Below are 13,752 nucleotides of genomic sequence, written 5' to 3' on the forward strand. Positions count from 1 at the left end.
TCTTTTTTATTGCACATGAAAATTCGTGCCATCTGTTGTTGCTTTTACAATTCCTGCCCGAATTACAAAATCACCGAAATGTTCATGCTCCTCGCGTTCTTTTGCATAGCGGGGGAGAAGAGAGCCAAGCTCGTTTAAAATGTCTTCTTCTCCAACATTTTCTCGGTACAGTTTACTTAATCTGCTGCCATCGAAAGCAGCGCCAAGATACATATTGTATTTGCCAGGTGATTTCCCGATAAAGCCAATTTCACCAAGTGCATGACGGGCGCATCCATTTGGACATCCAGTCATACGAATCGTGATTTCTTTATCACTTAAGCCATTTTCTTCGACAATCTCTTCAATTTTGTCAATTAAGCGAGGGAGGTAGCGTTCTGCTTCTGCCATCGCTAAGCCGCATGTTGGAAGAGAAACACAGGCCATTGAACTGCGGCGCAGTGCCGAGTGCTGCTGGCCAGCTGATAAACCGAACTCCTGAATGAGCTGCTCGATTTGTTTCTTTTTATGCGTTGTGACATTTCCAATCATTAAATTTTGATTCGCTGTTAAGCGGAAGTCACCTGTATGAATCTTTGCGATTTCACGAATGCCTGTCATCAGCGGATAATCATCGTAATCCGTGATGCGTCCGCCTTCTACAAACATCGTATAATGCCATCTGCCATTGATGCCTTTTACCCAGCCATAGCGGTCACCGTTATGATCAAAGTGGTAATCTCTTGCGTCTAAAAGGGTAAACCCTAGGCGGCGTTCAAGCTCTTCCTTTACATTCTCAAGACCGAGACGGTCCACTGTATATTTAAAGCGGGCATTTTTTCTCACCGAACGGTTTCCGTAGTCACGTTGAATGGTGATCACTTGTTTGGCAATCTCTACAACTTGTTCCGGTGTACAAAAGCCAATCACTTTTGCAAGCTGAGGATAGGTCGCTGTATCACCATGCGTCATGCCCATTCCGCCGCCAATCGCAACATTAAAGCCAACTAATTGATCATTTTCAATAATCGCAATGAAGCCTAAATCCTGCGAAAAAACATCAATATCGTTAGCAGGAGGGACCGCCACACCAATCTTGAATTTTCTTGGCAAATAAAGTGGACCATACATCGGCTCAACCTCTGTATCAGGCGTTGCCGCTACTTTTTCCTCATCAAGCCAAATTTCATGATACGCTCTTGTTTGCGGAAGCAGGTCATCACTTAATTTTTTGGCGAGCTCGTATACATCATGGTGTACTTCTGATTGATAGGGATTTGACGTACACATGACATTACGGTTCACATCGCCGCAAGCAGCGATTGTATCGAGCATAGTGGAATGGATGTCTTGAATGGTCTTTTTCATGTTCCATTTTAAAATACCGTGAAGCTGAAAGGTTTCACGAGTTGTCAGCTTTAACGTACCGTTTCCATATTTATGAGCAAGCTCATCCATCACAAGCCACTGCTTGGATGTAGCAATTCCGCCAGGCAGGCGGACGCGCAGCATAAATTGATAGGCAGGCTCAAGCTTTTGTTTTTGCCGTTCATTTCTCAGGTCACGATCATCCTGTAAATAACTGCCGTGATGCTTCATCAGGCGGTTGTCATCATCAGGAATACCCGCTGAAATCGGATCAAGCATCACTTCTTTTAATGTACCCCGTAAATAATCACTTTTTTCTTTGATTTCTTCTACGTCGCTCGGAGGTCCATCCGGCGCTGTTAATGCTGTCTTCACCATGTAAGTAAAAGCTCCTTTCTCTCAAGCATTCAATCAATATACGTCACGCTGATAGCGTTTTTGCTGCTGCAAGTTGGCTAGATAGCTTTCTGCTTTCTCTTTGCTCATCGCACCTTCTTCTTGGATGATTGATAGAAGGGTATCATGAACATCATGCGCCATATGTTTTTCATCTCCGCAGACATATACATAGGCACCTTGCTCCAGCCATTCGAATAATTCTTTACTTTGTTTCTTCATTTGGTGCTGGACATATACTTTTTCCTCTGAATCTCTTGAAAAAGCCACATCCATTTTCGTTAACACACCATCTTTTAACCACTTTTGCCATTCGGTTTGATATAAGAAATCCGTCACAAAGTGCTGATCACCGAAGAACAACCATGACTTTCCATCTGCACCGACTTCCTCACGCTCCTGCATAAATGAACGGAAAGGGGCGATACCTGTGCCTGGTCCCACCATAATGATCGGTGCATCATGGTTTTCGGGAAGCTTAAAGTTTTGATTGTGCTGGATATAAACAGGCAGTTTATCACCTGGCTCTAAGCGCTCCGCACATAAGATTGAGCAGACACCTTGACGTTCTCGTCCGTGAGCATCATATCTCACAGCACCGATCGTCAAATGAACTTCTTCTTCATTTGCTTTAAGGCTGCTTGCAATGGAATAAAGGCGTGCAGGAATCTTTCTTAAAATCGCAGTGAAGTCTGCCGCTGTTCCTTCAAAAGGACCGAAATCACGAGCAGCATCTACTAAATCTCTTCCTGCTATATACGCTTTCAGCTTTTCTTCGCTTCCTTCTTCTAAAAGGGCCTGCAAGGCTTCGCTTTTTGTGAAGGACGCCATCTTTTGAAGAAGAGGTTTTGTTAATACGGTAATCTCAAAATGAGAGGTGAGTGCTTCTTTTAAAGGAAGCGTGCCGCCGTTTTTATGAACGGTGACGGTTTCCTCTGCATTCCATCCGCATGTTGTGATCAGTTCATCAACAAGCGCAGGATCATTTGTTGGATAAATACCAAGGCTGTCACCTGGCTCATAAACAAGTCCTGATCCTTCAAGAGAAAGCTCCAAATGACGGGTTTCTTTGTTAGAGCCGCGGCCATTTAGGTTGATATTTTCAAGCACTTCAGCATAAAAAGGATTTGTTCTTGAGTATTCAGATGCAGCTGTTTGAGTGTTTGCTTCCGCTGATTCCTGCGGGTTTGCTGCGGCTTCGCCTTCACTAAGTGAAGATGCCACCCCTTGAAGCCATTCAGAAAACGGCTCATCATAATCAAGGTCACAGTCCACTCGATCAAAAAGACGCGTTCCGCCAAGCTCTTTTAAACGCTCATCAAATTCTTTACCTGTTTGACAGAAGAATTCGTAGGAGCTGTCGCCAAGTGAAAGGACAGAAAAGCTTAAATGATCAAGCTTTGGTGCACGTCTGCCGTGAACATATTCATGGAAAGAAAGGGCATTATCAGGCGGATCTCCCTCACCATGTGTGCTGACGATGATCAGTAAATTGTTTATTTTTTTCAGACTATTTGGTTTAAAATCTGACATAGAAGAGAGCGTCACTTGAAAACCTTTCTCTTCTAGATGCTGCGCTGTCTTTTTTGCTAACCCTTCAGAATTGCCTGTTTGCGAGCCATAAAGCACGGTCACATCTTTGCTGACAGGCTGCGCTGGTGCTGCAGCAGAAGGAGAAGGGGTTTGGGCAGTATTTTCTAATCCGGTTAAAGCTGCCTGTGCTGATAAATAACCGGTAAGCCAAATTTTTTGCTGATCTGTTAAAGTCGGAAGCAGCTGATTAAGCAGTTCTGCCTGCTGCTGACTAAACGGACTGTTCAATACATGAAGTTGCAACGATATCCACCTCACAAGGAATATAAACATAGATTAATTCGATAGGAATTATATATATAGGTTCAATTTGAACTTTACCGAAAGTTTGCCATTAAGTAAAATATATAATATTGATTGTCATGATTAAGATTTCTAATACCTTTGCAAGGTGAAGGAACTTGAAGGTGAATCGCTTAACTGTATAAAGCACCTTAAGAAAAAGGGGCCGTTTAGAATGAAGAAGCGATCGTAAGCAATTGAAAAGGGGTGTATGAAAGTTGATGCAGCTAAAATTTAAAAACAGAAAATGTTTTCGGCTTGTCTTCTTGATTGTTCTCATTTTATTAGCAGCGTGCAATTCTCCAAAGGACAATATAAAGGATTCATACAATAAGAGTAAAACAACAGCATCTTTTTCAAAAAAAGGCGTACTGCTAAGTAAAGGGGAAACAAATTTACTTCTTATAAATAATAGAACGCCTCTAAAAAGCGATGATTCATTGAATACACAACTTCTTATTGATAAGTATAAAGACGATCTCATCATAATCGACTTAACGAAAGTAGATTCTAAAAAGCTGTCACAGGGTCAAACGATTGAGGTTTGGTTTGATGAGTTACAAGAATCGGCTCCTCCTAAAGCAACGGTCAAAAAATATCACATCATGATGGATAAGTAGGGGAGCAGGGGCAGATTCTTTCTATCATGAAAAAGGAGAAAAACCCTAAGGCTTTTCTCCTTTCTCAAATTATGCTGTTGGAAGTCCCATCACAGCTTTCACTTCTAAATATTCCTCGATTCCGAAGTCTCCCCATTCTCTTCCGATACCAGATTGCTTAAAGCCGCCAAACGGGGCAAAGTAATCTGTTTCGGCATTGTTAATGGTAATTTGACCGGCACGAATATGTTCAGCTACATATTTTAATGTTTTTTCATCTTTTCCAACCACATAGCCAGCAAGACCGTACACTGTATCATTGGCAATCTCAAGGGCATGATCAAGGTCTTGATATGTGATCACACTCATGACGGGTCCGAATATTTCCTCTTGCGCAATGGTCATATCATTTTTCACATTTGTGAAAATAGTATGCTTGGCAAAATATCCTTTGTCTAGTCCGTCCGGCTTCCCAGTTCCCCCAGCAAGCAGGTTAGCACCTTCTTCAATTCCTTTTTCAATATAAGACTGCACGGTATCCCATTGCTTTTTGGAGACAAGCGGGCCAGTGGAGTGATCTTCTCGCGGATCACCAACTGTAAACTTCGGCAGGGCATTCAGCAGCGCTTTTTCAAATGCGTCTTTCATTGATTCTGGAATCAGCACACGTGTGGCTGCGGAACACACTTGGCCTGTATTCATCGCAATATGATGAACGGCTGTTTCGGCTGCCTCATCCACATCTGCATCATCTAAGACGATAAGAGGGGATTTCCCGCCAAGCTCAAGAGCTACTTTCTTAATATTGTCTGCAGCATTTTCCATTATTTTAGAGCCGACAGCACCTGATCCAGTAAATGAAACAAAGTCAATATCAGGATGTGAGCTAATGCCATCACCAATGACGTCACCAGTTCCGTTTACTAGGTTGAAGACTCCTTTTGGTACGCCTGCTTCATCAATGATGTCTGCAAGAATCATTGCGGCAAAAGGTGTAATTTCCGCAGGCTTTAAGACGACTGGTGAACCTGCTGCAATGGCACCTGCGATTTTAAGTGATGTTTGATTCGTTGGGAAATTCCAAGGTGTAATCAATCCGCTGACACCAATCGCTTCTTTTATAATGGTATGCCCGCCGCGGTCCTCAGTAAATGTATAAGATTTAAGTGCTTCCGCTGCTTTAGAAAAATGTTCATGTCCCATTTTGTAATGAACCTCTTCTGATACTTTAAGCGGTGCACCAAGCTCTTGTGTCATGACTTCTATTAGTTCATCCTTACGCTTTTCGTAGCCGCGCACAATGTTTTCCAGCATCTTTACGCGTTCATTTCGAGATGTTTTTGAGAAAGAAGGGAAGGCAGCACGAGCAGCTTTGACTGCCTTATCTAAATCTTCTTTTGTACCTAAACTAATGGTGCCAATGACTTCCTCTGTAGCAGGATTGATAACCTCTGTCGTTTCGTTTCCTGTTGATGCGATCCATTCTCCGTTAATAAAATGTTTCTCTTGATTTCTCATTCTGACATGTCTCCTTTTTATATGTGATTCCATTCAATATTCTGTTTTCAGGTGATATAAAACTGTACCCACTGTGAAAAATCTAAAACGATGCAACTGTAAAAGAAAAAGTTTCTGATATAATACGCAAAGTGGGACATATGTCCTTTTCAACATTAGGGCATCTATCTTTTAATGGAACTAGACTGAAAAAGAAGGAGCATTTGAACGAATGAAAGGTGTTATTTTCGCTTTATTAGGAGGCGCTTGTATTACACTGCAAGGCGTAGCAAACGCAAGAATCAGCCAGGATATCGGGACATGGCAGGCGGCAACTATCACGCAGCTGACCGGCTTTATGATCGCACTTATCATTTTACTGATCGTACGTGACGGACACGTTCGAGAATATCGAAAGGTGCAGCCGCTTTATATAGTAGGCGGCGCATTTGCAGCCATTATTATTTTTAATGAAGTCACTGCAATTCAAATGATTGGTGTCACACTGACCATCGCTGCTTTACTCATTGCTCAGCTTGCATTCACCTTTGCAATCGATGCAAAAGGATGGTTTGGTGTACAGAAGAAGAAAATGAAATGGCCGCATTATGCAGGAATTCTATTGATGATCTCGGGTGTAATCATTTTAAAGCTATAAAGGAGGGTGTCAGATGGAATATCTTCATGATGAATGTCTATTTTCCTCTTATCTCAAGGCACATCAATTAGAAAACGTCTTTCATCAGAAACTCATATCACATGTCAGCTTATGGCGCTATGAGCAAGGTGAGCTGATTTGTTCAAAGGGAGATCAGAGGGAGCACTTGTACTTGTTAGTAAAAGGAAAATTAAAGATTTTCACCACCACAAAGGAAGGAAAGACCTTTATTCTTTGTTTTAAACATCCTCTTGAAGCCATTGGAGATATTGAATACGTTCAGCAGACAGATATGGTCAATACAGTGGAGGCTGTCACAGAAGTACATATGCTAAGGATTTCTCATCAAGCGCTCATGCGCCATGCGAAGGATGACCCCCGCGTTTTAACCTTTTTACTAAAGGGCATCACAAACAAATTTTATACGAAATCAAACGATTTGAGCTTCCACCTTTTATATCCTGTAGAGGTCAGGCTTGCGAGCTACTTATTGTCCGTATTAACAGGCGATAATAACGTGAACGCACTTCGTCTTACTGATGCGGCGAGCTTAATTGGTACAAGCTACCGTCATATTAACCGGGTGATTCAGCAATTCTGTGAAAAAGGGCTGATAGAGAGGCAAAGAGGCGAGATTACGATTCTTGACCGGAAAGGGCTCTTAGAAATAGCAGAACACAACATTTATGAATAGAAGAAATGAAGGGATTCAGACATGATCATAGGAATAGGATTAGCCATCACGGCTGGCGCACTCGTCAGCTTACAAACCATTTTTAACAGTAAGGTCAATGAGCAGACAGGCTCTTGGTCAACGACAACTCTCGTTCTAGGTATGGGCTTTATTGCTTCACTTTTGATGGGTCTTTTGCTAGAAGGAACCGGCATGTTTCAATTAAGACATATGGAAGCGTGGTACTGGATTAGCGGAGCCATTGGAGTAGGGGTAGTCATCTGTCTCGTTCAAAGCATCAAACGCCTTGGTCCGACTTATGGAATCTCAATTGTCCTGATCTCACAGCTAGGTTCCGCGCTTTTGTTCGATTCGCTTGGCTGGCTTGGGTTAGAGAAAGTGGAATTTTCTCCCGCAAAACTATTAGGTGTCATTGTGATTGTTGCGGGGATTTTGGTGTTTAAATTGACCAAATTAGAGTCAGTAGAAGAGGATCAATCAGAAGAAAAAGGGCTGCCACAAGAGTAGCTGCCCTTTAAATCAACCGCCGCCATAAAACGGTTATCGCGGATAAACCATTTAAAAGGAGCCTTTTCATCAAAGGCTTTTTTTTCTGCCCATAGGCCCCCGCTTTATAGGCTGCTTTGTCCTTTGCGACGAGAATACTATAGGCCATTTTACTTTCTATTGACTGAGTAAGTGATAGCGCAAACGGGGCACTATCAATGACCAGAATCGACTCTGTATTTAAAAAACTAGACCTCGCATCTAAATTATATGTCCCGATGATACTTAAATAATCATCAATCACCATTGATTTCGCGTGAATAGAATATGGACCTTCATATTCATATAAATGAACACCTGTTTTCATCAGTTCCTTTTTCGTGCTTAAATATCCTGCAAAAGCTAACGGATTTGGCGTCGCTGTAAGGGAATTCGTGACAACTGTCGTTTGAATCTCGCTAGCTAATGGAGTGAGGCCGTCTTTCATGGGTCGTGTCGGGATAATATAAGGCGTCTGTATGAGCACAGAACGCTTTGCTCGGTGAGCAAGATCGTTTAGTTTTTTGAGCACAAGAGGACGCTTATTGAAGCGCTCCACAGGATTTGTAAAAAATGCAATCTGTTTCACTGATGTGCCGTCTGCTGCCCAATTAAAGGACGACATCACAAAAGGTTCTTTCGTGCGCACTGCCTCCCAATAGGATCTAAGCAATTTCTTTCTTAGTTTTAAGCCTTTTTTTGCTTTTTGTTTGGAGAACACAGCATTTGTTCTTTTCGTAAAGTCATGATTCCATAAATAAACGAAGTATTGCTCCATTTCATCTAATACTTTTCCTTTTTTGTCGTTATAAAGCAGCACATCGCGGTCAAATGCAAAATCTTTCGGAGGCTGATCTGCAAAGTATTTATCACCTATATTTCTTCCGCCCATCACAGCCACTCGGCCATCTGCCAGCAGCAGCTTATCATGAAGGCGGTTATGCCACGTCCATGGCTTAAATAACCGAAAGGGCTCATAAAAACGAATGGCCATGTTCGGGTGATTAGCCACGGCATACTGTAAATGCTTCAGCGGTCCACGCAAACTGTGGCAGATGCCGTCTAAAAGCAGCTGAACCTTTACCCCTCGATCAGCTGCTTCAATTAAAGCACCTAGTACCCATTCGGCTGTTTTTCCCTTTTGAATGGAATAATAACTAAGGCGGATCATTTTCTTCGCCTCACGAATCATTTGAATTCTGGCCTGGCCAGACTCAAATCCATCGTCAAGAAGCATCACTTGATTTGTGCCCTGATCGTCTCCTGAGATGGAAGAGGCTTTATAGATACAATGTTCTTTGCATGTTTTTTGGATCGGTAAATAAAACAAAACAAATGCTGTCAAAAAGACATAAACGACATAGAGAAGGATCAGGTAAAACAAAAGATGAAGCATACGGATCAGCTCCTTTCACATAGACACAACTTTTCTTTAGTTTATGTCAAAAATAAAATTTCACTCATTTTCGCCTTTCACCTAAATACATGACAAAAGAATCATCTTGTTTTTATCAGGCATTTAATTATAGTATGAAATGAGTAAGGGGGAATCGAATTGAACGAATCATTATTTAACATCCCAAGCGATGTATATCAAACGTTAAGTGAAACAGAACGTTATTTACTCAATTATATTCACCAGCATTTAGAGGATATCTCCACCTTATCCATTGTCACTTTAAGCGAAAGAGCCAATGTATCGACTGCCACAATAGTCAGACTGATGAAAAAAATTGGTTATAACGGCTATACATCCTTTAAATATCGATTAAAACAAGAAAAGAAAATGACAGATGCAAGCGACCAACTCAAGAATATTGATGAAGACATCAAACTAGCGATTCGGAAAAATGAAGAAGAGGTTTTAAAAACGATACAGCTGCAAAGTATTGGACAAATTGAAGATGCCGTTCAAAAAATACATAATGCAGACAAAATTTATATTTTCGGCAGAGGTTTCTCAGAAATGATCGCCAAAGAGATGACCATCAAATTACAGCTCATCGGGAAAACATGTGAAGTACACGACGATCCGAATATCATTCGGCTAAAATCGCGAGACATTGAAAAAAGTGAGCTTGCCATCTTTGTTTCATTAAATGGCGAAACAGCTGAGCTCGTTGAAGCTTGTCAAAACCTCAGCATGAAGCAAGTCACAACTATTACTGTCACGACAAGAATAGATTCTACATTAAGCAAAATATCAGATATGACACTAGTCGGATATAAAGGGGAACAATCTTTTTTCCCAGATTATGAAGTCAGATCCCGCCTGTCTCTCCATGTCATTGCCCGCATTTTACTCGATGCCTATGTGATCCGAATGAAATAACCAATAAGAAAGCCTTCGAGACTTTGATCTGGAAGGCTTTTTCTCATGAAAACCTTTACACATTCTGAAAACATTTTCACTGAATCGTATGAGATACTTTCTTTAGAGAAAAGAAAGAAGGTGAAACCAATTGATTTATACCTGCACCTTAAATCCTGCTATTGACCTATATATTGCATTGAAAGAAATGCGGGCAAATGCAGTCAATCGCACAGAAGATGAAGATTATCAGCCGAATGGAAAAGGCGTGAACGTGTCGATTATGCTAAAGAAATATGGCTTCACCAGCACCGCATTAGGATTTATCGCTGGGTTTTCAGGCTCTTATATTGAACAATCCTTAAAGGATCTCTCCATTCAGACCGATTTTATCTCGGTTGAAGGAATCACACGCATTAATGTTTTTATCAATACGACAGAAGAATACAAGCTCGTGAATCAGGGCCCTGCAATTGAAGAAAAAGCGCTTCACGCCTTTCGTGAGAAAATTGCAGCTATCCCGCAGGGGGACATCCTCATCATGTCAGGCAGTCTGCCAAAAGGCGTTCCTGCCAGCATTTTTTCAGAAGTAGCAGCTATTTGCCATCAACAGAAGGTCAAGTTCATTTTAGACACAAGCTCTGCAGCGGTTCTTGAGACGCTTCAATACAAGCCGTACTTATTAAAACCGAATGAAGAAGAAATTGCTGCTTTTTTCGGCAAAACACATCCTTTGTCAGAAAAAGAACTCATTCAATCAGGAGAGAAACTCATTGAGATGGGTGCAGAGCAAGTGCTTATTTCCCGAGGCGAGGAAGGAGCTTTATTCATTACGAAGGACGCAGTGTTTAAAGGAAACGCACCAGCAGGCACTGTCGTAAACACAGCTTGTTCTGGAGATGCGATGCTCGCAGCTTTTCTTAGTAAACAGCTTGAAGGACATTCACCTGAAGAATGCTTACGCTACGGCATTGCGACGGGAGCATCCACTGCGTTTTCGAAAGGCTTAAGTGATTTACATGACATTGATTCATTGATTGAGCAAGTACACATTCAGAAGATATAAGGGGGAATACACATGAGCCGTAAAAAAATTGTCGCTGCAACCGGCTGTCCAACAGGTATTGCACACACATTTATGGCAGCTGAAGCATTAAAAATCGCTGCTGAGCAGCTAGGGGTCGACATTAAAGTCGAAACGCATGGTCAAGTAGGAATTGAAAACGCTTTAACTGATCAAGACATTATGGAAGCAGATGGAGTTATTGTGGCAGCCGACAAAGATGTGCATACAGACCGTTTTCACGGCAAGCCACTGATTGAAGTGCCTGTAGCCAAAGGCATTCGCACACCTACTGAGCTGATTCAGAGCATTATCAATGGAGATGCTCCCGTTCATCAAGTGAAAGGAAGAGCTTCTGGAACAGAGAAACCATCTGCTCCTTCATCCTCTCAACAAAAGTCGGCAAATAAATGGATACACACCATTTATAAGCACTTAATGAACGGTGTATCGCACATGCTACCATTTGTCGTTGGAGGCGGGGTCTTAATAGCTATTTCCTTCCTATTCGGAATCTACTCTGCTGATCCTAAGCATGAAACGTATCATCCGTTTGCTGCCTATTTGAAAAGCATTGGAGGACTTGGCTTCAGCTTAATGGTACCAATTTTAGCAGCATTTATCGCTGATTCAATTGCAAGACGCCCAGGGATGGTCGTCGGCTTTATAGGAGGGCTCCTTGCAAATGATGGAGGTGCTGGCTTCTTAGGCGGTATAATCGCAGGTTTTGCAGCAGGATATATCATTTTATTGCTTCAATTCTTGCTTCAAAAATTACCAGCATCACTTGATGGATTAAAATCGATCTTCATCTATCCTGTCATCGGTATTTTCTTAATTGGGGCTGTCATGACCCCGCTATTGGTTCCAATCACAGGGCTAAATAATTCCTTAATGGATTTTCTCTCATCTGTACAATCCACAAATCCGCTGCTTTTAGGCTTAATTGTGGGAGCAATGTGTGGATTTGATATGGGCGGACCATTTAACAAAGCAGCCTATGTGACAGGAACGGCTTTACTTGCACAGGGCAACCTTTACTTTATGGCAGGTGTGTCTGCAGCATGTATCACACCACCACTTATCATTGCGATTGCTACAACTATTTTCCGAAAACATTTCACGCCACAAGAACGAAATGCTGGGGCAATCAACTATATTCTGGGGGCGACACATATTACAGAAGGAGCCATCCCATTTGCGGCAAAAAACCCAGTCGTTGTCCTGCCAATTATCATGTTTGGCTCGGCCATCTCTGCTATATTGACATATTTGTTTGGCGTACAGGTTCCAGCTCCGCACGGTGGATTCCTTGTCCTTCCAGTTGTCACAGGTGCATTCCAATGGGTGCTTTCCATACTAATCGGATCAATTGTAGGTGCGATTCTATACGGACTTTACCGTAAAAAAATAGACAAACCCGCAGTTTAAGAGGGAGGAAGAGAAATAATGGAACATATCTATATGAATCTTCACGAAACAGCTTCTTCACAGGCTGGCGTGTTCGCAGCCATTGCTGACATTGCCTACAAAGCAGGTATCTGCACCTCACCAGAGGAAGTCAAAAAAGGCTTAGCGGAAAGAGAAGCTCTGAGTACAACCGGTTTTCAAGATGGATTTGCCATTCCGCATACACAAACAGAAGCCATCACAAAACCAGCACTTGTGATCGTCCGCACGGAAACAGGCATTGAATGGGACGCTTTTGATGGGAAGCCTTGCTTTTTCTTCTTATCCTTATTGATTCCTAAAAGTGAAGCAGGTACGACTCATTTAAAGGCTCTTTCTGCCCTTTCACGAGGCTTAATGGATGAAACGAAACGTCAAAAACTGCTGGAAACAAGAACAAATGAAGACATGCTTGCTGTATTAGAAGCGGATATTTTAACTAGAGAGGATGTTTGATCATGCCTTTACTTTCAACAACACCAATGCTTGAGGCTGCGAAAAAAGAAAAATACGGAATTGTGGCATTCAATGTACACTCCTTTGACAGTATCTATTGGGTACTCGAAACGGCAGCAGAATTAAAGTCACCTGTGATATTGCAAACAACGGTTGGAACGGTTCAATCTCTTGGCGCAAAAGCGATTGCAGATACAGTGAAGGCGGCGGCTGATCAATATCAAATCCCAATCGGTCTTCACCTCGATCACTGCACAGACTTTGATGTGATTCTCACCTGTATCAGGGCCGGATATACATCCGTTATGATCGATGCATCGATGCATTCATATGAAGAAAATGTACGCCGTACAAAAGAAGTTGTGGACCTCGCATTAAAAGTAGGGGTGAACGTTGAAGCAGAATTAGGCAAGGTAGGCGGTGTCGAAGATGATATCGTCGTTGATGAAAAGGATGCTGAAAAAGCCATTCCATCAGAATGCCGTCAATTTGTAGAAGAAACTGGGGTGCCCACTTTAGCGCCTGCGATTGGTACTGCCCATGGCATTTATAAAGGGGTGCCGGATATTGACTTTGCCCGCATTGAACAAATTGCGGACCTGGTCGATGTACCACTTGTTCTCCACGGTGGTTCTGCTGTACCGGATGAGGATGTGAAGCGATGCGTTGCACTTGGTATGGCAAAGGTGAATGTCTCAACTGAATTGAAAAATGCATACTCCGAGGCCATACGTGATCATTTCTCAAATGAACCTGAAAGCTTAGATCCGCGTATGTATTTACAAAAAGCAAAACAAGCAGCAAAAGACATGGTCAAATCGAAAATACGAATCGTTGGCAGTGAGGGCAAAGCCCATCCGTTATATCAATAAGAAAAAAGCA

General features: G+C 42.1%; 13 protein-coding genes. 9 read left to right on the plus strand and 4 right to left on the minus strand.

What is annotated here, in order from left to right; all coding sequences use genetic code 11:
- Positions 1-6: 6 nt before the first annotated feature.
- A complete protein-coding gene (gene cysI / locus V6Z54_RS17035; protein WP_041085396.1) occupies positions 7-1,725 on the minus strand; it encodes an assimilatory sulfite reductase (NADPH) hemoprotein subunit in 1,719 nt (572 codons plus the stop codon).
- A gap of 33 nt (positions 1,726-1,758) precedes the next feature.
- A complete protein-coding gene (locus V6Z54_RS17040) occupies positions 1,759-3,579 on the minus strand; it encodes an assimilatory sulfite reductase (NADPH) flavoprotein subunit (protein WP_041085397.1) in 1,821 nt (606 codons plus the stop codon).
- Positions 3,580-3,839: 260 nt separating this feature from the next.
- On the opposite strand from V6Z54_RS17040, the gene V6Z54_RS17045 reads away from it, so the two are divergent.
- On the plus strand, positions 3,840-4,238 hold the full coding sequence (locus tag V6Z54_RS17045) for a DUF3221 domain-containing protein (RefSeq protein WP_241768893.1): 399 nt from the start codon (positions 3,840-3,842) through the stop codon (positions 4,236-4,238).
- Positions 4,239-4,307: 69 nt separating this feature from the next.
- On the opposite strand, the gene V6Z54_RS17050 is transcribed toward V6Z54_RS17045, so the two are convergent.
- Positions 4,308-5,735 (minus strand): aldehyde dehydrogenase family protein, encoded by a 1,428-nt coding sequence (locus V6Z54_RS17050; RefSeq protein WP_338527524.1) that lies wholly within the window; start codon positions 5,733-5,735, stop codon positions 4,308-4,310.
- 211 nt (positions 5,736-5,946) lie between these two features.
- Between V6Z54_RS17050 and V6Z54_RS17055 the strand changes: the two genes are divergently transcribed.
- The 3 genes from V6Z54_RS17055 to V6Z54_RS17065 are packed head-to-tail and all read left to right on the plus strand — an operon-like array spanning position 5,947 to position 7,573.
- The gene (locus V6Z54_RS17055) at positions 5,947-6,372 is read left to right on the plus strand and encodes a DMT family transporter (protein ID WP_073979965.1); all 426 of its coding nucleotides are present in this window, start codon (positions 5,947-5,949) and stop codon (positions 6,370-6,372) included.
- A 13-nt stretch (positions 6,373-6,385) separates the two neighbouring features.
- On the plus strand, positions 6,386-7,066 hold the full coding sequence (locus V6Z54_RS17060; RefSeq protein ID WP_073979966.1) for a cyclic nucleotide-binding domain-containing protein: 681 nt from the start codon (positions 6,386-6,388) through the stop codon (positions 7,064-7,066).
- Positions 7,067-7,087: 21 nt separating this feature from the next.
- Positions 7,088-7,573, plus strand: coding sequence for a DMT family transporter (locus V6Z54_RS17065; protein ID WP_338527525.1), 486 nt, complete (start codon positions 7,088-7,090; stop codon positions 7,571-7,573).
- Positions 7,574-7,580: 7 nt separating this feature from the next.
- Here V6Z54_RS17065 and V6Z54_RS17070 read toward each other — a convergent pair whose 3' ends face one another.
- Positions 7,581-8,987: a phospholipase D family protein gene (locus tag V6Z54_RS17070; RefSeq protein WP_338527526.1), complete on the minus strand. Its 1,407-nt coding sequence runs from the start codon at positions 8,985-8,987 to the stop codon at positions 7,581-7,583.
- 159 nt (positions 8,988-9,146) lie between these two features.
- Between V6Z54_RS17070 and V6Z54_RS17075 the strand changes: the two genes are divergently transcribed.
- From V6Z54_RS17075 to V6Z54_RS17095, 5 genes are all read left to right on the plus strand, one after another.
- Entirely contained in the window at positions 9,147-9,923 is a 777-nt protein-coding gene (locus V6Z54_RS17075) for a MurR/RpiR family transcriptional regulator (RefSeq protein ID WP_024425669.1), read from the plus strand.
- Between the two features lie 130 nt (positions 9,924-10,053).
- Complete coding sequence (gene pfkB, locus V6Z54_RS17080; RefSeq protein WP_073979968.1) at positions 10,054-10,968, plus strand: 1-phosphofructokinase; 915 nt, start codon at positions 10,054-10,056, stop codon at positions 10,966-10,968.
- 12 nt (positions 10,969-10,980) lie between these two features.
- A complete protein-coding gene (locus V6Z54_RS17085; protein WP_041085414.1) occupies positions 10,981-12,396 on the plus strand; it encodes a PTS fructose transporter subunit IIBC in 1,416 nt (471 codons plus the stop codon).
- Between the two features lie 15 nt (positions 12,397-12,411).
- Positions 12,412-12,870, plus strand: a complete 459-nt coding sequence (locus tag V6Z54_RS17090; protein WP_106025088.1) for a fructose PTS transporter subunit IIA — start codon at positions 12,412-12,414, stop codon at positions 12,868-12,870.
- A gap of 2 nt (positions 12,871-12,872) precedes the next feature.
- Positions 12,873-13,742 carry a class II fructose-bisphosphate aldolase gene (locus tag V6Z54_RS17095; RefSeq protein ID WP_269104287.1) on the plus strand — a complete coding sequence of 290 codons (870 nt, stop codon included), beginning with the start codon at positions 12,873-12,875 and terminating at the stop codon, positions 13,740-13,742.
- The last annotated feature ends 10 nt before the right edge of the window (positions 13,743-13,752 follow it).

It is taken from the genome of Bacillus sp. MAG717A, assembly GCF_036884855.1.
GTDB classification, from domain to species: Bacteria; Bacillota; Bacilli; order Bacillales; family Bacillaceae; genus Bacillus; species Bacillus safensis.